This window comes from Rhodosalinus sp. K401 (genome assembly GCF_041365735.1).
GTDB lineage: Bacteria > Pseudomonadota > Alphaproteobacteria > Rhodobacterales > Rhodobacteraceae > Rhodosalinus.
Genome location: NZ_JBGFSI010000019.1, coordinates 34,669 through 55,248 on the forward strand (window position 1 = coordinate 34,669; position 20,580 = coordinate 55,248).

Annotated in this window: 17 protein-coding genes, 1 tRNA gene, 1 pseudogene and 1 riboswitch; of the genes and pseudogenes, 8 read left to right on the plus strand and 11 right to left on the minus strand. The window is 70.0% G+C overall.

From position 1 onward, the window contains the following. Positions 1-366: 366 nt before the first annotated feature. A complete protein-coding gene (miaB, locus tag AB6A66_RS15875; protein ID WP_371056651.1) occupies positions 367-1,689 on the minus strand; it encodes a tRNA (N6-isopentenyl adenosine(37)-C2)-methylthiotransferase MiaB in 1,323 nt (440 codons plus the stop codon). A 105-nt stretch (positions 1,690-1,794) separates the two neighbouring features. Here miaB and AB6A66_RS15880 point away from each other — a divergent pair, with 105 nt between their 5' ends. After that, positions 1,795-2,664 carry a hypothetical protein gene (locus AB6A66_RS15880; protein WP_371056652.1) on the plus strand — a complete coding sequence of 290 codons (870 nt, stop codon included), beginning with the start codon at positions 1,795-1,797 and terminating at the stop codon, positions 2,662-2,664. 49 nt (positions 2,665-2,713) lie between these two features. On the opposite strand, the gene AB6A66_RS15885 is transcribed toward AB6A66_RS15880, so the two are convergent. Genes AB6A66_RS15885 through fabA form a run of 3 tightly spaced genes read right to left on the minus strand, consistent with a single transcriptional unit; the run spans position 2,714 to position 5,263 of the window. After that, positions 2,714-3,505 (minus strand): enoyl-ACP reductase, encoded by a 792-nt coding sequence (locus AB6A66_RS15885; RefSeq protein ID WP_371056653.1) that lies wholly within the window; start codon positions 3,503-3,505, stop codon positions 2,714-2,716. An 8-nt stretch (positions 3,506-3,513) separates the two neighbouring features. Next, positions 3,514-4,743 (minus strand): beta-ketoacyl-ACP synthase I, encoded by a 1,230-nt coding sequence (gene fabB, locus AB6A66_RS15890; RefSeq protein ID WP_371056654.1) that lies wholly within the window; start codon positions 4,741-4,743, stop codon positions 3,514-3,516. Between the two features lie 13 nt (positions 4,744-4,756). After that, complete coding sequence (gene fabA / locus AB6A66_RS15895) at positions 4,757-5,263, minus strand: bifunctional 3-hydroxydecanoyl-ACP dehydratase/trans-2-decenoyl-ACP isomerase (protein ID WP_371037287.1); 507 nt, start codon at positions 5,261-5,263, stop codon at positions 4,757-4,759. Between the two features lie 186 nt (positions 5,264-5,449). Here fabA and irrA point away from each other — a divergent pair, with 186 nt between their 5' ends. Next, positions 5,450-5,866: an iron response transcriptional regulator IrrA gene (gene irrA / locus AB6A66_RS15900; RefSeq protein ID WP_371056655.1), complete on the plus strand. Its 417-nt coding sequence runs from the start codon at positions 5,450-5,452 to the stop codon at positions 5,864-5,866. A gap of 335 nt (positions 5,867-6,201) precedes the next feature. Here irrA and AB6A66_RS15905 read toward each other — a convergent pair whose 3' ends face one another. From AB6A66_RS15905 to AB6A66_RS15930, 6 genes are all read right to left on the minus strand, one after another. Next, complete coding sequence (locus AB6A66_RS15905; protein ID WP_371056656.1) at positions 6,202-7,464, minus strand: DEAD/DEAH box helicase; 1,263 nt, start codon at positions 7,462-7,464, stop codon at positions 6,202-6,204. 368 nt (positions 7,465-7,832) lie between these two features. Then, on the minus strand, positions 7,833-8,978 hold the full coding sequence (locus AB6A66_RS15910) for an MBL fold metallo-hydrolase (protein ID WP_371056657.1): 1,146 nt from the start codon (positions 8,976-8,978) through the stop codon (positions 7,833-7,835). 265 nt (positions 8,979-9,243) lie between these two features. After that, a complete protein-coding gene (locus AB6A66_RS15915) occupies positions 9,244-10,065 on the minus strand; it encodes a B12-binding domain-containing protein (protein ID WP_371037291.1) in 822 nt (273 codons plus the stop codon). Between the two features lie 268 nt (positions 10,066-10,333). Next, positions 10,334-10,409: transfer RNA gene (locus tag AB6A66_RS15920), tRNA-Val, on the minus strand. Positions 10,410-10,553: 144 nt separating this feature from the next. After that, entirely contained in the window at positions 10,554-12,848 is a 2,295-nt protein-coding gene (locus tag AB6A66_RS15925; RefSeq protein ID WP_371056658.1) for a xanthine dehydrogenase family protein molybdopterin-binding subunit, read from the minus strand. A gap of 59 nt (positions 12,849-12,907) precedes the next feature. Beyond that, positions 12,908-14,050 carry a type III PLP-dependent enzyme gene (locus tag AB6A66_RS15930; protein WP_371056659.1) on the minus strand — a complete coding sequence of 381 codons (1,143 nt, stop codon included), beginning with the start codon at positions 14,048-14,050 and terminating at the stop codon, positions 12,908-12,910. A gap of 115 nt (positions 14,051-14,165) precedes the next feature. On the opposite strand from AB6A66_RS15930, the gene AB6A66_RS15935 reads away from it, so the two are divergent. Together AB6A66_RS15935 and AB6A66_RS15940 are read left to right on the plus strand one after the other, a co-directional pair. Then, positions 14,166-14,594 (plus strand): Lrp/AsnC family transcriptional regulator, encoded by a 429-nt coding sequence (locus AB6A66_RS15935; RefSeq protein WP_371037293.1) that lies wholly within the window; start codon positions 14,166-14,168, stop codon positions 14,592-14,594. Between the two features lie 94 nt (positions 14,595-14,688). Further along, positions 14,689-17,592: a valine--tRNA ligase gene (locus AB6A66_RS15940; RefSeq protein WP_371056660.1), complete on the plus strand. Its 2,904-nt coding sequence runs from the start codon at positions 14,689-14,691 to the stop codon at positions 17,590-17,592. A 4-nt stretch (positions 17,593-17,596) separates the two neighbouring features. Here AB6A66_RS15940 and AB6A66_RS15945 read toward each other — a convergent pair whose 3' ends face one another. Next, the gene (locus AB6A66_RS15945) at positions 17,597-18,379 is read right to left on the minus strand and encodes a sulfotransferase family protein (protein ID WP_371037295.1); all 783 of its coding nucleotides are present in this window, start codon (positions 18,377-18,379) and stop codon (positions 17,597-17,599) included. A gap of 102 nt (positions 18,380-18,481) precedes the next feature. Then, positions 18,482-18,719: riboswitch (cobalamin riboswitch) on the plus strand. Between the two features lie 133 nt (positions 18,720-18,852). Between AB6A66_RS15945 and AB6A66_RS15950 the strand changes: the two genes are divergently transcribed. The 4 genes and pseudogenes from AB6A66_RS15950 to AB6A66_RS15965 form a co-directional block, all read left to right on the plus strand. After that, positions 18,853-19,509 (plus strand): MotA/TolQ/ExbB proton channel family protein, encoded by a 657-nt coding sequence (locus AB6A66_RS15950; RefSeq protein WP_371037296.1) that lies wholly within the window; start codon positions 18,853-18,855, stop codon positions 19,507-19,509. After that, positions 19,509-19,886: an ExbD/TolR family protein gene (locus AB6A66_RS15955; RefSeq protein WP_371056661.1), complete on the plus strand. Its 378-nt coding sequence runs from the start codon at positions 19,509-19,511 to the stop codon at positions 19,884-19,886. Before AB6A66_RS15950 ends, AB6A66_RS15955 begins: the two co-directional genes overlap by 1 nt. 5 nt (positions 19,887-19,891) lie before the next feature. Next, complete coding sequence (locus AB6A66_RS15960; protein ID WP_371056662.1) at positions 19,892-20,275, plus strand: ExbD/TolR family protein; 384 nt, start codon at positions 19,892-19,894, stop codon at positions 20,273-20,275. Beyond that, a pseudogene (locus tag AB6A66_RS15965) lies at positions 20,272-20,580 on the plus strand (hypothetical protein); the annotation flags it as partial. The gene AB6A66_RS15960 and the pseudogene AB6A66_RS15965, both read left to right, overlap by 4 nt.

A 20,580-nucleotide genomic window follows, 5' to 3' on the forward strand; every position in this document is an offset into this window, starting at 1 on the left:
CGGCGGGAGCGCCGGGTCGGAACGGGACGACGCAGGACGCCGCGAGGCGGAACAGCCCCGCGGCGCCCGGAACCAGCAAGACACATGAACAATTTCTTCGCCGGCGACTCCAGGACGTCCCTGAAACCCGCCGGAAAAACTGGACAAACCCGGGATTTCCACGCGTTTGTCCACACCCCCGACCAGAACGCGACAGCGCCCGGCCAACTCGTCACCCCCCGAAGATACAACGGCTTACGCTGGGGAAGCGAGTCCGATCCGATGGTCAATCGGTTTCGGTAACGCGAACGATCCGCCGCCCTTGTGGAAAAGCGGATTTCAAACTTCTTTCAATCACATGCAGCCTGTCGCGGACACAGGCGGCCGTCAGGCCAACCTTCCGGACAAGGAGTTCGGCCCGCTTTCGACGACACGCACCGTCGCGATCCGTCCGGCCCGGGCCGCGGGATCGGCGACATGGACGGCGTGCAGATACTCCGACTTGCCGACCATCTGACCCTCGAGCCGGCCGGGTTTTTCGAACAGCACGCTGACATCGCGCCCGACCATGGCGTCCTGCGCGGCCCGCTGCTGGCGCGTGAGAAGCGCCTGAAGCCGCTGCAGACGGTCCGACGCCACATCGGCATCGACCTGCGGGCGCTCGGCGGCGGGTGTGCCCGGCCGCGGCGAATACTTGAACGAGAAGGCGGAACCATAGCCGACCGCCTCGACCAGATCGAGGGTCGCCTGGAAATCCGCCTCGGTCTCCTCGGGAAAGCCCACGATGAAATCGCCCGAGAGCAGGATGTCGGGACGCGCGGCGCGGATGCGCTCGATCAGCCGGACGTAGCCCTCGGCGGTGTGCCTGCGGTTCATCCGCTTCAGGATGCGGTCGCTGCCCGACTGCACGGGCAGATGCAGGTAGGGCATCAGCTTTTCGCAGGTGCCGTGCGCCGCGATCAGGTCCTTGCCCATGTCGTTGGGGTGTGACGTGGTGAAGCGGATCCGCGCAAGCCCGTCGATCTCTGCCAGTTCGTGGATCAGCCGGGCGAGCGACCAGTCCGCGCCGTCCGGCCCGGCGCCGTGATAGGCATTCACGTTCTGGCCGAGAAGCGTGATCTCCCGCACGCCCCGCTCCACGAGGTCGCGCGCCTCCGCCATCACCCGCTCCACCGGGCGCGAGACTTCGGAGCCGCGCGTGTAGGGCACGACGCAGAAGGCGCAAAACTTGTCGCAGCCTTCCTGCACGGTCAGGAAGGCCGTCGGCCCGCGCGCGGCCTTGGGCCGCGACTTCAGATGCGCGAACTTGTCCTCCTCGGGGAAGTCGGTATCGAGCGCCTTCTCGCCGGCGCGGGCGCGCGCCTCGAGGTCGGGAAGGCGGTGATAGCTCTGGGGGCCGACCACGAGATCCACCATGGGCTGGCGGCGCATGATCTCCTCGCCCTCGGCCTGCGCCACGCAGCCTGCCACGCCGATCTTCAGATCCGGTTTCGCGGCTTTCAGGCCCTTGAAGCGCCCGAGCTCGGAATAGACCTTCTCGGCGGCCTTCTCCCGGATATGGCAGGTGTTCAGCAGGATCATGTCCGCGTCGTCCGGGCTGTCGGTCTCGACATAGCCCTGCCCGCCCAGCGCCTCGGCCATCCGCTCGCTGTCATAGACGTTCATCTGACAGCCGTAGGTCCTGATATAGAGCTTCCGGGGCTGGGTCATGATCGTGCCTCGCGCGTTCCAGCCCGCTGCCTACACCGGATCGGGCCCGCCTTGCAATGCGGCGCCATTTGCCGGAGTTTCACGCCGGGAGGCCAGTGAGGCGCGATGTATTACCGGGGCCTGGACGACTTTCTGGCGCGCGGGCGCGCGGCACTGGCCGAGGGGCCCGTCGCGATCGTCATGGTCGAGGACGACGCCGAGGTGGACACCACGCTGCGCCACCACATGCAGTCGGGCTTCCGCGCCGTTCTGGCGCTGATGCCCGATGTCGTCCCCCTCGCCACCGACCTTGTGGACACGGTGCATCGCATCGCCTGCGATCCCTATGCGGAAGGCGCGCTGCAGTCGGCCGTCAACCGCATCGCCGCCGCCGCGCCGGGTACGTGGTTCTTCTACTGCTACAATGCCGAGTTCCTGTTCTACCCGTTCTGCGAGACGCGCACGGTGGGCGAGATGCTCGCCTTTCATGCCGAAGAGCGGCGCTCGGCGATGCTGACCTACGTCATCGACCTTTACGCCGCCGATCTGGACACCGCGCCGAACGCGGTCTGCCTTGACACGGCGCAGATCGACAGGACGGGCTACTACGCGCTCGCCCGGAAGGATCCGGCGCATCACGACCACCCCAGGGAACGCCAGCTCGATTTCCATGGCGGGCTGCGCTGGCGCTTCGAGGAGCACGTGCCGCCCGCGCGGCGCAAGATCGATCGCATCTCGCTTTTCCGGGCCAGGCCCGGGCTCGCACTGCGCGGCGATCACACTTTCAACGACGAGGAATACAACACCTATGCCTGCCCGTGGCACCACAACCTGACGGCGGCGGTGGTCTCGTTCCGCACGGCGAAGGCGCTGCGCACCAACCCGGGCTCGCGCGACGGGATAGACACGTTCCGCTGGCACAATTCCGTGCCGTTCGAGTGGCACTCCCGCCAGCTACTGGACCTCGGCCTGATGGAGCCGGGCCAGTGGTTCTGAGCCGCCGGACGCCCGCGGGACATGGCGACCCCACCGCCCGGCGCGCGGTTCAGAGGTTCTCGATCTGCGGCATCCCGACGATGTGATAGCCGCCGTCCACATGCACGACCTCGCCGGTGGTGCAGGCGCCGGCGTCGGAGGCGAGCCAGACCGCCGTGCCGCCCACCGCCTCCAGCGTGGCGTTGGCCCGCAGCGGCGCGTTCGCCTCGGAATGCTTGTAGGTGCGCCGCGCGCCGCCGATGGCCGCGCCCGCGAGCGTCTTCATCGGGCCCGGAGAGATCGCGTTCACGCGGATGCGCTCGGGCCCCAGATCGTTCGCGAGGTAGCGCGTCGCGGCCTCGAGCGCGGCCTTCGCCACGCCCATGACGTTGTAGTTCGGCACCACGCGCATGGAGCCCTGGTAGGTCAGCGTCATGAGCGCGCCGCCATTCTCCCGCATCAGCGGCTGCGCCCGCCGGGCCACGTCGATGAAGGAGTAGGCCGAGATGTCGAGCGAGTGCTTGAAGTTCTTCCGGGTGGTGTTGATGAACCGCCCCGTCAGCTCCGACTTGTCGGAATAGGCGATGGCGTGCACCACGAAGTCGATGGCGGGCCAGCGCGCGGCCAGGACCTCGAACGCGGCGTCCATCGCGGCGTCGTCGGTGACGTCGGCGTCTACGAGGATGTCGGATCCGAGCGAGGCCGCCAGCGGCTCGACCCGCCTGCCGAAGGCCTCCCCCTGGTAGGTGAAGGCAAGCTCGGCGCCCGCGCCGTGCATGGCCTTCGCGATGCCCCACGCGATGGAGCGGTCGTTGGCCACGCCCATGATGAGGCCGCGCTTGCCCTTCAGAAGATCCGACATCGGTGCTGTCACCCGTGATATCTGCTCAGAAGCATTGACCCGTTGGTGCCGCCGAAGCCGAAGCTGTTGGTCATCACCGTGTCGAGGCCGGCGCCGTCCACCCGCGTCAAGGCGATCTCGGCCGGATCGATCGCGGGGTCCAGCGTCTCGACGTTGATCGAGGGCGCGATGAAATCGTGCTGCAGCATCAGCAGGCAGTAGATCGCCTCCTGCGCGCCGGTCGCCCCCTGGCTGTGGCCGGTCATGGATTTCGTGGAACTGATGGGCGGCGTCGCGCCCCTGCCCCAGACGCGGCGCACCGCCTCCACCTCGCCCACATCGCCGACGGGCGTGGAGGTGCCGTGCGCGTTGATGTAGCCCACCTTGCGGTCCGCCGGCAGGGTCGCGAGCGCAAGACGCATCGCCCGCTCGCCGCCCTCCCCGGACGGTGCGACCATGTCGTGCCCGTCCGAGGTGGCGCCGTAGCCGGTGACCTCCGCGTAGATGCGGGCCCCGCGGGCCTTCGCGTGCTCGAGCTCTTCCAGCACCACGATGCCGCCGCCGCCCGAGATCACGAACCCGTCGCGGCCGGCATCGAAGGCGCGGGACGCCTTTTCCGGCGCGTCGTTGTATTTCGCGCTCATCGCGCCCATCGCGTCGAAGAGACACGACAGCGTCCAGTCGAGCTCCTCGCCGCCGCCGGCGAACATCACGTCCTGCTTGCCCATCATGATCTGCTCCGCCGCATTGCCGATGCAGTGCAGCGAGGTCGAGCAGGCGGAGGTGATCGAGTAGTTGATCCCCTTGATATGGAACGCCGTGGCGAGGTTCGCGCTCACCGTGGACGACATGCATTTGGGCACGGCGAAGGGGCCGATCCGCTTCGGGCTGCCCTTTTCCAGCACGGTCTGGTGCGCGGCGAGCATGGCCGAGGTGGACGGCCCGCCCGAGCCCGCCACCAGCCCCGTCCGCTCGTTCACCACGTCGCTGTCCTCGAGCCCCGCGTCGGCGATGGCCTGGCTCATCGCGATATGGGCGTAGGCGGCGCCGGGCCCCATGAACCGCAGCGTGCGCTTGTCCACGTGCTCGGACACGTCGATGTCGACGGCGCCCGCGATCTGGCTGCGGAACCCGTGCTCCTTCATGTCCTCGTTCGCGGTGATCCCCGAGCGGCCGGCCCGGAGCGATGCAAGAACCTCCTCGGCATCGGTCCCGATGGACGAGACGATGCCGAGTCCGGTGACGACGACGCGGCGCATCGGCGCTTCCTCCCTAGTCGGTGAACAGCCCGACCTTCATGTCCGTTGCGGTGTAGATGTCCTTCCCGTCCGCCAGCATGCGCCCGTCGGCGAGGCCCAGCTTCAGCTTGCGGTCGATCACCCGCGTGAAGTCGACGATATAGGTCACCAGCTTTGTCGCGGGCGTCACCATATCGGTGAATTTCACCTCGCCGACGCCCAGCGCGCGGCCCCGGCCCGGCATGCCCCGCCAGCCGAGGTTGAAGCCCGTGAGCTGCCAGAGCGCATCGAGGCCGAGGCAGCCCGGCATCACCGGGTCGCCCGGGAAATGGCACTTGAAGAACCACAGGTCGGGCGTGATGTCGAGTTCGGCCACCACATGCCCCTTGCCATGCGCGCCCCCGTCCGAGGAGATCTCCGTGACCCGGTCCATCATCAGCATCGGCGGCTCGGGGAGCTGGGCGTTGCCCGGTCCGAAGAGCTCGCCGCGCGCGCAGCGCAGGAGATCGTCCTTGTCGAAGCTGGTGGGATGATCGGCCATTCAGGGCGCGCTCCTCGGGACACTGCGGTTTACCGCGCTCCCTCTAGCACCCCGCGAAAGGCGCTTGCAAGACTGCGCGCGGCCGGCGGCACAGAGCCTTGCGCCGGCGAAAATTCCCCGATTTGCATTGAAACATCGCCGCTTGAAGCTCTATATTCCCGCTGGAAGGTAAGGAAGATGACCGTCATGGATCAACAGGCTCTCGATCGCGGATCCGAATGGCTGTCCGAGGCCGGGCTCCGGCCGACGCGGCAGCGGTTGACGCTGGCCGCGCTGCTCGTCGGCGACGGCCACAACCGTCACGTGACGGCCGAAAGCCTGTTCGCCGCGGTGCGGGAGCGCGGCGAAAGCGTGTCGCTCGCCACCGTCTACAACACGCTCAAGGCGTTCTGTGACGCGGGGCTGATGCAGGAGATCACGGTGGACGGGTCGAAAAGCTATTTCGACACCAACATCCACGATCATCCGCATTTCTTCTGGGAAGACGAGGGGCGTCTCTCCGACGCGCCGTCGGAGGAACTCGAGATCACCCGGCTGCCCACCGCCCCCGAGGGCGCGGAAATCGCCAAGATCGACGTGGTGATCCGGCTCCGTCGCGGCTGACCCGGCGCGCTCGGCGCGACATTCTCTTCGCTGATATCGCTGGCCACGATCGCCGCGGGTCCGGACGCACCGGCCGCCGGGCTGCACGTCACGCCGATGCGCTGCATGAAAACCCGAAGTGCCGATTGAAGACTTGTCGCGCGAGTGCGAATGGCGCAGCGGCCTCGCAGTGGCTGACGCCCCGCACGCGGGCGGACCGTCGTTCATCCGCATGTGGACCAGGTGAAGACCACGGAGGCGGCGCTCACCGAGCAAGCGCTGTCGCCGCGGCGGGCCGGAACGGCGCTCAGGCGGGGACGTCAAGGGCGCGCCGGGGGACCGGCGCGCCGCCGTTTTCAGGCCGCCTGCGGGCGGCGCGGACGCCGCCGCTTCGCCGGTTTCGGCGCGCCACCGGCACCGCCGGCCGGCTTGCCGCGATGGCGCCGCGCGCCGTTTCGGCGGCCGCCGGCAGCATCGTCGCCTTCCGCAAGCGGGCTGTTGCCCCGGGCCACGGGCACCTCGATCTTCATCAGCTTCTGGATCTGGCGCAGCAGATCGGCCTCGTCGGGCGCGCAGAACGCGATCGCCTCACCCTCGCGCCCGGCGCGCGCGGTGCGCCCGATCCGGTGCACGTAATTGTCCGGAACATCGGGCAGATCGTAGTTGATGACATAGGTCACGCCGGGGATGTCGATACCGCGCGCGGCCACGTCGGTTGCCACGAGCGTGTTGATCGCGCCCGAGCGGAACGCCTTGATCGCGCGGTCGCGCTGGCCCTGGCTCTTGTTGCCGTGGATCGAGGCGGCGTTGAAGCCGTCCGCCACCAGCCCCTTCATGAGCTTTTCCGCCCCGTGCTTGGTGCGGGCGAAGACCAGCGTCAGCGCCGCCTCGTCCCGCAAGAGGATCTCTCGCAGGCGGCCCGGCTTCTCGGCCTTGTCGAGGAAATGCACCGATTGCGTGACCTTGTCGGCGGCCTTGCCCGGCGGCGAGACCTGAACGCGGCGGGGAGTCGTGAGGTAGGCGCGCGACAGTTCTTCCATCTGCTTCGACATGGTCGCCGAAAAGAGCATGGTCTGGCGCGGCGTGCCAAGCCGCGGCGCGATCTTGCGCAGGGCGTGGATGAAGCCGAGGTCGAGCATCTGGTCGGCCTCGTCGAGCACGAGATGGCGCACCTGGCCGAGATCGACGGCGCCCCGCTCCATCAGGTCGATAAGCCGCCCCGGCGTGGCGACGAGGATATCCGTGCCGCGCGACAGAAGCGAGATCTGCCGGCCCAGCGACTGCCCGCCGACGACCGTCGCCACGCGCAGTCTGGTTCCGTCGGTCAGCGTGCGCAGGCTTTCCGCGATCTGGTTCGCCAGCTCACGCGTCGGCGCGAGGATGAGCGCCTTCGCGGTTTTCGGCGCGGGCTTGCCCGGCTCGGCGAGAAGATGATCGACAAGCGGCAGGCCGAAGGCCAGCGTCTTGCCGGTGCCGGTCTGGGCGAGGCCCATGATGTCGTGCCCCTCCATCGCGAGCGGGATCGCCTGCGCCTGGATCGGGGTCGGTTGCGAGAATCCCGCGCGGCTCAGCGCGGTGTTGAGGGTCGGCGCGAGGCCGAGCATGTCGAAATCGAACAAATCGTATCCTTCTTGGGCCGCGCACGGACCTTGAGCCGGCACAACCGTGCTGAATGGCCGCCGAAAGGCAGCCGATGAGGGTTCGCGGGCCAGTCGACGAAGGGGAGAGTCCCGATCCGTCCGGTCGTCGCGTCAGGAACCCTGCGTGATGGGGAACTGAATTCGGTGCGCCGTTGGCCTCTTGGGCGGCCAGATCTGCTCACGCGGCAGCGCGGCACTGGGGAGCAAGTGGGGCATCCGCGCTGCGCTGTCAAGCGTTTCCGGTCCCATGCACGGCGTGGACGCCGCTTCGGCCTTCTCCACGGACGGCACCCATGGGGGGCGCCGGATCCCGGCGCCGACAGACCGCGGCGAAGTTCACTGCGCCCTCATTCCCATTCCATCTGCTGGAATGCCATCTGCGCGTTGCGGCCGGCGAGCGCCTCGAACTGCTCGAGATAGGCGAAGTCCGACTGGTCCACCTGCGGCGCCTCCATGATGTCCCCGCCCTCGTCGATCAGCGCGCCGATCTCGGCGCGAAGGTGCATCAGATAGTCGTAGGTGTCGGCGCGCGCCTTCTCCATCGTGGTCGCGGGGCCGTGGCCCGGCACGACATGCGCCGCGCCCGTCGCCTCCACCGCCTCGAACGCGGACGGCCATCCGCTGATGGAGCTCTGCGCACCCACGCCGAGCAGACGCGCGACATAGACGATGTCGCCGGTGAAGACCGTGTCGCGCGCCGGCACCAGGACGAAGCTGTCGCCCGGCGTGTGCGCCGGTCCGGGATGGACGATCTCGAAGCGCAGCCCGCCGAGCTCGAGCGTGTAGGCATCCGTGAAGGTCACGTCCGCGAAGCTCGGCTCCGTCCCCTCCAGCGCGTCGCCGATGAGCTGCGCTAGCGCCGTCATCTGCATCGAGGCGCGGGCCCGCTGGTCCGCCACCGCCGCCTCGGACGCGATCACTGTTGCCCCCTGCGCCTGCCAGTAGCCGTTGCCGAGCCAGCGGTGGTCCTGCCCGCCGGTGTTGATGACATGGACAACCGGCTGATCGGTGAGGCCGCGGATGACCGCGTGCAGCATCTCCGCGCCTTTCCAGGAGCCGCCCGGATCCATCAGCACCGCGCCCGTCCCCGTCTCGATCAGGCCGAAGGTCGCGTTGTTGCCCAGATTCTCCGGGCTGCGTTGCTCGGTGGGGCCGACGATGGCCCAGACATCGTCCGTGACGGGCTGCACCTTCAGGATGTCGGCATGGGCGAGGGCGGGCGCGGCAACCATGGCGGCGGTGGCGAGCCTGCGGATCATGCGTGCGGCCCGGGTTCGGGCTTCGCCAGGTCGGGGACGCCGCCCGCATGGATGATCCTGCGGTCCGCCGCGATCCGCGCGCCTGGGCATGATGCCCTCCATGGCGATGAATTTCTGCCTTGCCATTTTCCAGTCCTCCACCTCGGCGCAGGGTTTCCGGGCCGCTTCCCTGACCGTCGTCTCGCCCGTATCGAGACGCTTGCCGGCGAAACCGTAGACCTTGGCCTTTTTCATGCCAATCGCCTTTCCTGGTATCGTCTGCGACTGGCGGGGCGCTCACGGCGGAAAGGTGGAAAGCACACCGAGCGGCGGCAGCACCTCGGGCGTCCCCGTCGAACCGCACCGCGAAAGCACCGACGCGCCCCGGATCCGGAGCGTGCCGAACCTGCCCCACTGCCGTGAAAGGTGGCGCGTTGTGCAAGACAACCGGCCTCGTCTCCGGGATTCTCGCATGCGGCCCCGCGCCCCGACATCGGGGCGTTTCGCAGGACCGGTCCGGTCAGCCGCGCAGTCGTATCAGGCGATCCAGCTCCAGGAAGGCCGACTTCGCATCGCCGAAGACAATATCGATATCGAGGAGTTCGTGAAGCCGTTCCGCGTCGACACTCCACGCCGGCGCAACGCCGATGATCGCATGCGGCTTGACGATCCGCATCGCCACGACCAGGCGCACCAGCGCGTCGAGCCTGTGCTCGGTGCTGAGCGACAGACCGATTATGTGCGGCTGGGTTCGTTCGACATGGACAATGAGTTCGTCGTGATCGGCGCCGATCTGAAGATCGATCTCCCAGCCCGCCTCCCGGAAGAGGTCGGCCGCGACGGTTATGCCGATGCCGTGATCCTCGCCCGGCACCGTGGCGAAGAGCGCGCAGCGATCGCCGTCGAATGTCGGCCGTGCGGCGGCGCTCTCGGCCCTCAGGGCCCGCATCAGGGCGTAGAGATGCCCGGTGCCGTAGGTGACCTGAAGAAAGGACAGCCGATCCTCGTCCCAGCCTTCGCCAAGACAGCGCGCCGCGGCGGTGATGTATCCCAGGTAGACACCCTGGCGCGTCACGCCTTCGGCACGACGCTCCTCTATGAAACGCAAGGCTGCGTCGGGATCAGGCTGGACCAGCGCGTCGCAGAACGCGGCGATGCTGTCGTCGCTGATGTCCGGGGCGTCGAAGGCGGGGCCCGTGCCGGCGGAGCGTGCAAGGCGTCGCACGATGTCGCCTGCCAGCGCCTCAACCGCATCCGGGGCGAAGGTATCGCGTTTCGTCGCGAAGAGAGATGCCGTGCGCGAGAAGATTTCCTCGTCGAAAGTGACCTCGGGCTTTCCCATCGGCAACGCCTCCCAAGCGGAAAGGATACCTCGGCATACCGATGGATCAAGTGGGTTAAGATGACTCGGGGATGATTTTTTCGGGGTCCGGTCCCGGGCGGACGAGGCCCGTCGACGAGGTCGCCGCATGGCTGCCCACGCCCGGCGTCGTTGTAACGGACGAGTTGCGCGGCCCGCGCGATCCCGGTGCCGCTTTGCGTCGGGCTGCGGCGGAGGCCGCGAACATGTCCCGCCCCTCGGGAAGGATCGGGACGCCGGGCCGGCGCGCTGGTGGGTGATGAGAGACTCGAACTCCCGACATCCTCGGTGTAAACGAGGCGCTCTACCAGCTGAGCTAATCACCCACGCCGCGCGCTCTTACCGCGCGTCCGATCGTCATGGCAAGACTCGCCGCGCCGGGCCGTGCCGAGACGGCGGGGACCACGCCGCGCGCACGGGCCGCCAGGGCCGAAGCGGCAGGCGCCGCCGAAAAGCGCCTCAGGCGGCGCTCATTCCGCCGCGTGGGCGTGGCGCAGCATGTCCCACATGCGATGCGGGGTGAAGGGCATGTCGGCCTGGCGCACACCGGCCTCCCACACCGCGTCCTGAACGGCGTTGGCCACGGCGGCGAGCGCGCCCACCGTGCCCGCCTCGCCACATCCCTTCATGCCGAGCACGTTGTTCACCGAAGGCACCGGCTCGGAGGTGAAATCGTACATGGGCAGATCGTCCGCGCGCGGCATCGCGTAGTCCATGAAGGTCGCGGTGAGAAGCTGGCCGTCCTCGTCGAAGACCGTCCGCTCGCAGAGGGCCTGCCCGATGCCCTGCGCCACGCCGCCATGGACCTGTCCCTCGGCCAGCAGCGGGTTGATGAGGTTGCCGAAATCGTCGACCACCGTGTAGCGCAGCACGCGGACGCGGCCGGTGTCGGGGTCGATTTCCACCTCCGCGGCATGGGCGCCGTTAGGGAAGGAGCGGCCGGGCAGCTTGGTGCGCGCCTCGTGCGTCAAGAGGTCGGAGCGCCCGTCGGCGCGCGCCATTTCCGCCGCCTCCAGAAGGCTCGGCGTCCGGTTGGAGCCGGGCGCGCGGAACGTGTCGTCGTCGAAGCGGATTTCTGCTTCCGGCACGTCCATCTTCCCGGCGAGGTAGGGCGTGAAGGCGGCGACCATCTTCTCGACAGCGCCCAACGTCGCGGTGTTCTGCACGGTGACGGAGCGCGAGCCGCCCGTGCCGCCACCCTGCGCGATGAGGTCGGAATCCCCCTGCACGACGCGGATGCGCTCTACCGGGATGCCGGTCTGGTCCGACAGGAATTGCGCGTAGACCGTCTCGTGCCCCTGCCCGTTCGACTGGGTGCCCACGAAGAGGCTGACGGTCCCGTCCTCCTCGAACGTCACCTTCGCGCCTTCCGAGGGATCGCCGAGGATGCTCTCGATGTAGTAGCAGAGCCCGAGGCCGCGGAGCCTGCCGCGCGCCGCGCTCTCCGCGCGCCGTGCGGGGAACCCGGCGCGGTCGCACTCCCGTTCCACCCGGTCGAGCAGGCGGTGGAAATCGCCCACGTCGTAGGTCTCGCCCGAGGGCGTGGTGTAGGGGAATTTCTCCTTCGGGATGAAGTTGCGCCGGCGCAGCTCCCACGGGTCCACGCCCAGTTCGCGCGCGGCGCGATCCATCGCGCGTTCCAGCACATAGATCGCCTCGGGCCGGCCGGCGCCGCGATAGGCGTCCACCTGCGTGGTGTTGGTATAGATGCCTTCGACGTGCAGCCACGCCGCGGGAATGTCGTAGACGCCCGTCAGAACCTTGGAGAAGAGCGTGCTCTGGATGATCTGGCCGAAATTGGAGTTGTAGGCGCCGAGATTGCTCAGCGTGTGGACGCGGTAGGCGGTGATCCGTAGATCCGCGTCGAAGGCGAGCTCGGCGGTGGTGACGAGGTCGCGCCCGGCATGGTCGGACAGCATCGATTCCGTGCGCTCGGCCATCCAGTGCACGGGGCGTCCCGTCACCCGCGCGGCATGGGCCAGAACGGGATATTCCGGGTAGGGCGCCCCCTTCATGCCGAAGCCGCCACCGACATCGGGGTTTGTCACGCGCACGGCGTCCTCGGGCAGTCCGAGCGCCTGGACGAGCGCCGCCTTCTGGCTCCAGACCCCCTGCCCGTTGATGGCGACGTGCACGCGCCCGTCCACCCATTCGGCATAGGCGCCGCGGGGCTCGAGGGAGTTCACGATGACGCGGTTGTCGCCGACCTCGAGGCGCACGACATGGGCCGCCGTCTCGAAGGCCGCCTCGGTGGCCGCCGCGTCGCCCAGCGCCCAGTCGAAGGCGCGGTTGTCCGGCGCGTTTTCGTGAAGCGGCTCGCCCCCCGGCGCGAGATCGAGCTTGGCGGGCAGCTCCTCGATCTCCAGCTCGACGAGCTCCGCCGCGTCGCGCGCCTGCTGGCGCGTCTCGGCCACGATCATCGCCACGGGCTCGCCCACGAATCGCACCCGGTCGCGGGCGAGCAGAAGCCGCTCGGTGGCCGCGCCCTTCGTGCCGTCGCGGTTCGGCACGCGGACGGCCTGCATCCGCAGGTCGAGACCGGCCGCCTCGAGGTCGGCGGCCGTGAGTACGGCATGCACGCCCTCCGCCTCGCGCGCCGCGCTCACGTCGAGCGTTTCGATCCAGCCATGCGCCATGGGCGCGCGCAGGACATGGGCCACGAGCGCGCCCTCGGGCACGATGTCGTCGACATACCGGCCCTCGCCGGTGAGAAAGCGCTGATCCTCGATCCGCGTGACCGGCTGGCTCCGCCCGAACTTTTCCATGCTCATCCCTTGTCCGCCGCTGCGTCTCCCGCGGAACCTACGCCGCGTCGCGGCGGTGTCTACCCCTGGCGGGCGGGTGCGGCCACGGTGACCCGGTCGAGCGCGCCATAGCCGTTGAACCGCGTCGAAAGCGCCGCGGAATAGGCGCCCATGGCCGGCAGGACCAGCCAGTCGCCCTCTGCCACGTCGCCCGGCAGCGGCAGGGGCTCGGGCAGCCGGTCGAGGCTGTCGCAGGTGGGGCCGAAGACCACGCGCGGCACCGGCGCGCCGGTGCGCGGCCGCGCGGCGGCGTCGAGGAGCCGGAAGCGCCCCGGCGCGGCGATGTCGCGCAGCTCGGCGAGCGCGCCGTAGATCCCGTCGCCGAGAAACAGCGCCCCGTCGGGGCGGACCGCCTTCACCGGCAGCGCGAGGGTGAAGGCTTCGGCGGCCACGGCGCGGCCCGGCTCGCAGACGAGCGCGGGCGCAGAGGCGCCGAACGCCGCGGCGCACGCAGCGCCGATCCGCGCGAAGATCGCCTCCAGATCGGGGGCGTCGGCGTCCCTGTGCGCGGCGAATCCCCCGCCGACGTTCAGCCGATGCAGCGTGACGCCGGCGCGGCGCGCCACCTCCGCCGCGGAGAAGATATAGGCCGCCCAGGCCTCGGGATCGGCGCATTGCGTGCCGGGATGGAAGGTGAGCGACGGCGTGAGCCCGCGCCGCGCCACCTCGGCCAGAAGCGCGGCCGCCACCTCCGGATCGGCGCCGAACTTCGCGCCGAAATCATAGGCCGCCCCGGCGACCGGCAGGCGAAGCCGCACCGCGACCTCCGCACCGTCCGGCAGCGGCATGAGCTTGTCGAGTTCCGCGGCGCAGTCCACAGACCAGGAGACGACGCCATGCGTCTTGCCCGCCGCCACCTCCTCGGGGGCGCGCACGGGGTTGTGGTAGTGCAGCACCGCGCCCGGAAAGGCCGCGCGCACCTGCGCCATCTCGGCGGGCGAGGCCACGTCGAACGCCGCGATCCCGGCAGCCACGAGGTTTTCCAGCACCTCCGGGCCATCGTTCGCCTTCACCGCGTAGGTGACGAGCCCCGGAAAGCCGTCGAGGAAACGCCGTGCCGTCCGCTGCAGCGTGTCGGGGCAGAAATAGAGCACCGGACCCCGCGGATTCGCCCGCGCCAGGTGGGTTTCGGGGGAAGGCCAGAGCGTCGCGCCGGATTGCATGGGAACCTCACTGCTCGCGTTTTTCGGAATCCTCCCGCGACGTGCCGTCGGTTTGGAGTGTCTTTTTCGCCGAATCCGTTCATTCTGGCGTCGGAACGACGAAATTTGCCGACAGATGGACGAAACTGACCGCGCCCTCCTTTCGCTTCTGGCCGAGAATGCCCGCCTGCCCACGGCGACGCTCGCCCGCAGGCTCGGCCTCGCCCGGACCACGGTGCAGGCGCGGCTGGAGCGGCTGGAGCGCAGCGGCGCCATCGCGGGCTACACGCTGCGCGCGGGCCCCGCGCTTCGGCCGCCACTGCGCGCCACGGTGCTCGTGTCGATCGAACCGCGCTCGGGGCCTGCCGTTCTCGCCCGGCTCAAGTCGCTGCCGGGGGTGGAGGCGGTGCACACCACCTCGGGGCGGGTGGATCTCATCGTGCAGCTTTCGGCCGACAGCACCGAGGCGCTCGACGACACGCTCGACCGGATCGGCGAGACCCGCGGCGTGAAGGGCTCGGAAAGCCTGATCCACCTGGCCACGAAGCTCGACCGCACGCGCTGAGAGGCGCCGGCCCGCGGCGGGCGCCGGGCGGCTTTTCCTCGGCCCGGCGCTCGGGTAAGGAGCGGCCGACGCCGCTCAAGACGGGATGCACGCGATGCCGCTTTCGAAGACCTTCGACGCCCAAGAGGCCGAGCGCCGGATCTACGCCGCCTGGGAAGAGGCCGGCGCCTTCGCCGCGGGCGCCAACGCCTCGCGCGAGGAAAGCTTCTGCATCATGATCCCGCCGCCCAACGTGACGGGCTCGCTGCACATGGGCCACGCCTTCAACAACACGCTGCAGGACGTGCTGGTGCGCTGGCACCGGATGCGCGGTTTCGACACGCTCTGGCAGCCCGGCCAGGACCATGCCGGGATCGCGACCCAGATGGTGGTGGAGCGCGAACTCGCCCGGGACGGCAAGCGCCGCACCGATTTCAGCCGCGAGGATTTCATCGATCTCGTCTGGAAGCAGAAGGAACGCTCCGGCGGCACGATCATCGGCCAGCTCAAGCGGCTCGGCGCCTCCTGCGATTGGTCGCGCAACGCCTTCACCATGGCCGGCGCGCCCGGCGACACGCGGGTGGGCCACGAGAACAGCCCCGACTTCCACAACGCGGTGATGCGCGTCTTCGTGGACATGTACCGCAAGGGCTTCATCTACCGCGGCAAGCGGCTGGTGAACTGGGATCCGCATTTCGAAACCGCGATCTCGGATCTGGAGGTCGAGCAGGTCGAGACCGACGGGCACATGTGGCGCCTGCGCTATCCGCTGGCCGACGGCCAGACCTACGAGCACCCGGTCGAGTTCGACGAGGACGGCAACGTCACCGCCACCGAGACGCGGGACTACCTGACCGTCGCCACCACGCGCCCCGAAACGATGCTGGGCGACACCGGCATCGCCGTCCATCCCGACGACCGGCGCTACGCCCATCTCGTGGGCAAGGAGGCGATCCTGCCGCTGGTTGGCCGGCGGCTGCGGATCGTCGCGGACGACTACGCCGATCCCGAGAAGGGCACCGGCGCGGTGAAGATGACGCCCGCGCATGATTTCAACGACTGGGCGGTGGGCCAGCGGACGGGGCTGCGCGCGATCAACGTGATGACGCCGCGCGCGGGCATGTGGCTGCGCGACAACCCGGACTTCGCCGAGGGCTGCGACCCGGACGGGCTCGCGCGCGTGACCGAGGCGGTGGATGGGCTCGACCGCTACGAGGCGCGCGACTGGATCGTGCGCACCGCCGAGGAGGAGGGCTGGCTCGACGGCATCGACGCCGACCGCCACATGGTCCCCCACGGCGACCGCTCCAAGGTGGCGATCGAGCCCTACCTCACCGACCAGTGGTTCGTGGACGCCGAAAAGATCGTGGGCCCCGCGATCGACGCGGTGCGCGACGGGCGCACCACGATCCTGCCCGAGGCCGACCGCAAGGTCTATTTCCACTGGCTGGAGAACATCGAGCCCTGGTGCATCTCGCGCCAGCTCTGGTGGGGCCACCAGATCCCGGTCTGGTACGGGCCGGACCGCGACGACCCGGCCGGCGGCCCGCGCGAATTCTGCGCCGCCACCGAGGCCGAGGCGTTCGACCTCGCGCGGGAATATTACGGGCCCGGGCCCGAGATCCGCTTCGGCGGCGAGGGCGCGGAATCGGGCGGCCTGCGCGAGGCCGAGGGCGACGGCGTGGCGCGCTTCGCCGAGGTCACGCTGGCGCGCGAGACCGACGTGCTCGACACCTGGTTCTCCTCGGGGCTCTGGCCCATCGGCACGCTGGGCTGGCCCGAGGACACGCCGGAGCTTCGCCGCTATTTCCCGACAGACGTACTCATCACTGGCTTCGACATCATCTTCTTCTGGGTCGCCAGGATGATGATGATGCAATACGCCGTGGTGGGGGAACGCCCCTTCGACACCGTCTACGTCCACGCCCTCGTCCGCGACGAGAAGGGCAAGAAGATGTCGAAGTCGCTCGGCAACGTGCTCGACCCGCTGGAACTCATCGAGGAGTACGGCGCCGACGCGGTGCGCTTCACGCTCACCGCCATGGCGGCGATGGGCCGGGACCTGCGCCTCTCGAAGGAGCGGATCGCGGGCTACCGGAACTTCGGCACCAAGCTCTGGAACGCCGCGCGCTTCGCCGAGATGAACGGCGCGGTGGGCGGCGGCGCCGACGTCCCCGCGGCCACCGCCGCTGTCAACCGCTGGATCCTCGGAGAGACCGGCCGCGTGCGCGAGAAGGTGGACGCCGCGCTCGACGCCTTCCGCTTCAACGAGGCGGCGGACGCGCTCTACGGCTTCGTCTGGGGCAAGGTCTGCGACTGGTACGTGGAATTCTCCAAGCCGCTCCTGCAGGGCGAGGACGAGGAGCTTCGGGCCGAGACGCAGGCGGTGATGGCCTGGGTGATCGACCAGTGCCTCATCCTTCTGCAACCGATCATGCCCTTCCTCACCGAGGAGCTCTGGGGCACGCTGGGCGAGCGGTCGAAGATGCTCGTCCACGCCGACTGGCCCGGCTACACCGCCGCGGAGCTTGCGGACGAGGCCGCCGACCGGGAGATGGGCTGGGTCGTCTCCGTCATCGAGGAGGTGCGCAGCGCGCGGGCGCAGATGCACGTCCCCGCGGGGCTCTACGTGCCGATGCTCGCCACCGAGATCGGCGAGACCGGCCGCGCCGCCTGGGGCCGGAACGAGGCGCTCATCAAGCGGCTCGCCCGGATCGAGAGCCTCGAGGAGGTCGACGGCTTCCCGAAGGGCACGGTCACCGTGGCCGTGGAGGGCGCGAGCCTCGGCCTGCCGCTCGCCGGCGTCATCGACGTGGCAGAGGAGAAGGCGCGGCTCGAGAAGACGCTCGGCAAGCTCGAGAAGGAGATGGGCGGGCTTTCGGGGCGGCTTTCCAACCCGAAATTCGTCGAAAGCGCCCCCGAGGAGGTGGTGGACGAAACCCGCGCGACCCTCGCCCTGAAAGAGGACGAGGCGCAGCGCCTGCGCGCGGCGCTCGAACGTCTGGCCGAGATCGGCTGACGGATCAGGCCGCGCCCGGAAGATCCGGGGCGTAGCCCAGGGCATCGAAATCCGCCGCGAAGAGCCGCGCCACGATCCGGCGCGTCTCGTCGTCGTAGTGGCGGGCGATGAGCTTCGACGCCCCGGTCGGGCGCGGCCCCACCCGCGCCGGGAACTCCGGCGCCACGCCGAAGATCCGCCCCATGATTTCCTCGGCGGCCTCGCCCAGCCTTTCCTGCCGGTAGATCCGGTCGAACCAGCCCGGCACCTCGCAAAGCAGCTCCGTCTGCGGCACCCAGTGCACGTCGTCCCGCAGCCCGACCGCGTCCAGATAGCGACAGAACTCGCCGAAGCTCGGTTCTTCCCGCTGAACCGGGGCGCCGCGCCACTTCTCGAAGGTGCGCGCCTGCTGTTTTCCCGCGGCGATCTTGTCCAGATACGCCGAAAGCGTGCGCGAATAGGGGTTCCGCACGATCGCGAACTTGAAGATCTCGTGCTCGACACGGGCGGCCTCGGCCGATGACAGTCGCCGCGGCGTCGGGAAATAGCTCTTCGGCCGTTCCGGCGCAGGCTCGCCCGCGGCGTCTGCCGAGGCCCTGGCGAGCATCCAGGTCATGAGCGAGTTCGCGGTCTTGGGGATCCGGTTGTAAAGAAACCCGTCCCGCAGCGAAACGGCGACCCGACTCTCGACCTCCGAAGGCAGAAGCGGTCCGCGATAGGTGTGCTGCCGGAAGAACGGGTAGAGACGCTGCGCTTGTCCCTGGAACGCCCTCGTCAGACGTATCTTCGCGCTGCGGCGCTCCAGCATAGGCGGATCTCCCCCACTCCCGGCACGGGTACAGCCCCGCAGGGCGGCGTGCAACTGAGTGGCACGCACGAGGTTCTGCTTTTCCGAAAGCGCGATTCGGCGTAAGGGTCGGGATGCTCCGGTCCGGGCGCTCGCGCGCCCGGTGAAAATGGGAACGCGGTGCGGCCTGGAGGCCAAACCCGCGACTGCCCCCGCAACTGTAAGCGGCGAGCGGAGCCGGAAGATGCCACTGCGGGCANGAGCGGAGCCGGAAGATGCCACTGCGGGCACGGCCCGCGGGAAGGCCCGGCCGAGCGACGACCCGCGAGTCAGGAGACCTGCCGGAGCGATCACCCTGTCCGGGCGCGGGGCGCGCCGGGGCGACGGAGCCTTCCGGCGTGGTGAACCCGATCACCGGTCCGGGCAGGCCGCCCCTTCCCGGACAAGACACGAAGCGCAGACCGGGCCCGGCCCGGCGGCGGGAGGAGAGGCGCATGGCGGGCGACGCGGCGTTCGGCGGGATCGGCGAGTTCCTCGCCCGTGGCGGCCCGGCGCTCTGGGTCATCGCGGCGCTTTCGGTCCTCACCCTGGCGCTCATTCTCTGGAAACTCTGGCGGCTGGCCCGGCTCGGCGCCTGGGGCGGGGCGCGGGCGCGCGCCGCCGTGGCGCTCTGGACCGAGGGCCGCGCGACGCAGGCCCGCGCCGAGGCCGCGCGCGGCAGCGGCGTGCGCGCCCGGCTCGCGGCCGCCGCCATGGGCGCGGCGGAGGATCCGGCCATGGCCGAGCCCGCCGCCCGCGAAGAGACGACGCGCATCGCGCGGGCCGAACTCGCCCGGCTCCGGGAAGGGCTGCGCGCGCTCGAACTCATCGCCACCATCGCACCGCTGATCGGGCTTCTGGGCACCGTCCTCGGCATGATCGACGCCTTCCAGGCGCTTCAGGCCAGCGGCGCGCGGGCCGACCCCTCGGTCCTCGCGGGCGGGATCTGGGAGGCGCTCCTGACGACCGCCGCCGGCATGGCGGTGGCGATCCCCGCCGCCGCCGCGCTCACCTGGTTCGAGAGCGTGGCCGAGGCGGTCCAGGGCGAGATGGAGGATCTTGCCACCCGCGTCTTCACGCACCTGCCCCCCCGCGCGGCGGAGGCGGCCTGATGTTCGATTTCGCCGCCGCCCGTCCGCGCCGCCGCCCGAGCCTGACGCCGATGATCGACGTGGTGTTCCTGCTTCTGGTCTTCTTCATGCTGGTGGCGCAGTTCGGGCGCGACGCGGCCCTGCCGCTTTCACCGGCCGGCGGGGGCGCGGACTGGAGCGGCCCGCCCCGGCTGGTGGAGATCTTCCCCGACCGCGTCACGCTCAACGGCCGCGCCGTGGACGAAACCGGCCTCGCCGCCGCCCTCGCCCCGCTGACCGAGACGCCGGCCGACCCGCTGGTCCTGCGCGCGGTCGCGGGCGCGGACTTGCAGCGCCTCGCCGACGTGGCCGAGACGCTCCGCGCCGCGGGCCACGGCCGGCTCCTGCTGGTGGAGTAGACGCGATGGAGTTTTCCCGTCCCCCTGCGCGCACCCGTCCCGAGGCCATCGTGCCGATGATCAACGTCGTCTTCCTGCTGCTCATCTTCTTCCTGATGACGGCCGAGATTGCCCCGCCCGCCCCCTTCGACGTGACCCCGCCCCAGGCGGGCGCGGAGACGGGCGCCGAGGCCGGCGCGGTCCTGCACGTCTCGGCGGCCGGGCGGGTGGCCTTCGGCGGCGCGGAAGGCGCGGCGGCGTGGGAGGCGCTCGCCGCGCGCGACCCCGGGGCCGGCCCGCTCACCGTTCGTGCGGACGCGACGCTCCCGGCGGCGGAGTTCGCCGCGCTGCTGCGGCGTCTCGCAGAGACGGGCGCGGCAGAGATCGAACTGGCGGTACGGCCGCGATGAAGGGAGGGCTCGAATTCGCCGCCTTCACGGGCGTGGCGCTGGCGCTGCACGTGGGCGCCTTCGCGCAATGGTCGGGCGGCGCGGCGCCCGCCGCCGGCGCGGGCGGTGCGGCCACGGTCTCGCTCGAGGCGGGAGGCGCGGGTCTGACGGCCCTCGTCACGGCCTGGCGCGCCCCGCCCGCCGCCCAGACCGAGGCGGCGATGCCATCCCCGCCCGACCGTCCGGCGCCGCTTTCCGCCGCCCTGCGCCGGCCCGACACCGCGTCCGGGCCGGCGGCGGAGACGCTGCCCCGGACCGCCCCGCAG

What these genes read in the sequence shown, in the direction of transcription:
- miaB (WP_371056651.1), bottom strand. Translation starts at nt 1,689, where the DNA reads ATGACCCAGCCCCGGAAGCTCTATATCAGGACCTACGGCTGTCAGATG.
- AB6A66_RS15880 (WP_371056652.1), top strand. Translation starts at nt 1,795, where the DNA reads ATGTATTACCGGGGCCTGGACGACTTTCTGGCGCGCGGGCGCGCGGCA.
- AB6A66_RS15885 (WP_371056653.1), bottom strand. Translation starts at nt 3,505, where the DNA reads ATGTCGGATCTTCTGAAGGGCAAGCGCGGCCTCATCATGGGCGTGGCC.
- fabB (WP_371056654.1), bottom strand. Translation starts at nt 4,743, where the DNA reads ATGCGCCGCGTCGTCGTCACCGGACTCGGCATCGTCTCGTCCATCGGG.
- fabA (WP_371037287.1), bottom strand. Translation starts at nt 5,263, where the DNA reads ATGGCCGATCATCCCACCAGCTTCGACAAGGACGATCTCCTGCGCTGC.
- irrA (WP_371056655.1), top strand. Translation starts at nt 5,450, where the DNA reads ATGGATCAACAGGCTCTCGATCGCGGATCCGAATGGCTGTCCGAGGCC.
- AB6A66_RS15910 (WP_371056657.1), bottom strand. Translation starts at nt 8,978, where the DNA reads ATGAAAAAGGCCAAGGTCTACGGTTTCGCCGGCAAGCGTCTCGATACG.
- AB6A66_RS15915 (WP_371037291.1), bottom strand. Translation starts at nt 10,065, where the DNA reads ATGGGAAAGCCCGAGGTCACTTTCGACGAGGAAATCTTCTCGCGCACG.
- AB6A66_RS15925 (WP_371056658.1), bottom strand. Translation starts at nt 12,848, where the DNA reads ATGGAAAAGTTCGGGCGGAGCCAGCCGGTCACGCGGATCGAGGATCAG.
- AB6A66_RS15930 (WP_371056659.1), bottom strand. Translation starts at nt 14,050, where the DNA reads ATGCAATCCGGCGCGACGCTCTGGCCTTCCCCCGAAACCCACCTGGCG.
- AB6A66_RS15935 (WP_371037293.1), top strand. Translation starts at nt 14,166, where the DNA reads ATGGACGAAACTGACCGCGCCCTCCTTTCGCTTCTGGCCGAGAATGCC.
- AB6A66_RS15940 (WP_371056660.1), top strand. Translation starts at nt 14,689, where the DNA reads ATGCCGCTTTCGAAGACCTTCGACGCCCAAGAGGCCGAGCGCCGGATC.
- AB6A66_RS15945 (WP_371037295.1), bottom strand. Translation starts at nt 18,379, where the DNA reads ATGCTGGAGCGCCGCAGCGCGAAGATACGTCTGACGAGGGCGTTCCAG.
- AB6A66_RS15950 (WP_371037296.1), top strand. Translation starts at nt 18,853, where the DNA reads ATGGCGGGCGACGCGGCGTTCGGCGGGATCGGCGAGTTCCTCGCCCGT.
- AB6A66_RS15955 (WP_371056661.1), top strand. Translation starts at nt 19,509, where the DNA reads ATGTTCGATTTCGCCGCCGCCCGTCCGCGCCGCCGCCCGAGCCTGACG.
- AB6A66_RS15960 (WP_371056662.1), top strand. Translation starts at nt 19,892, where the DNA reads ATGGAGTTTTCCCGTCCCCCTGCGCGCACCCGTCCCGAGGCCATCGTG.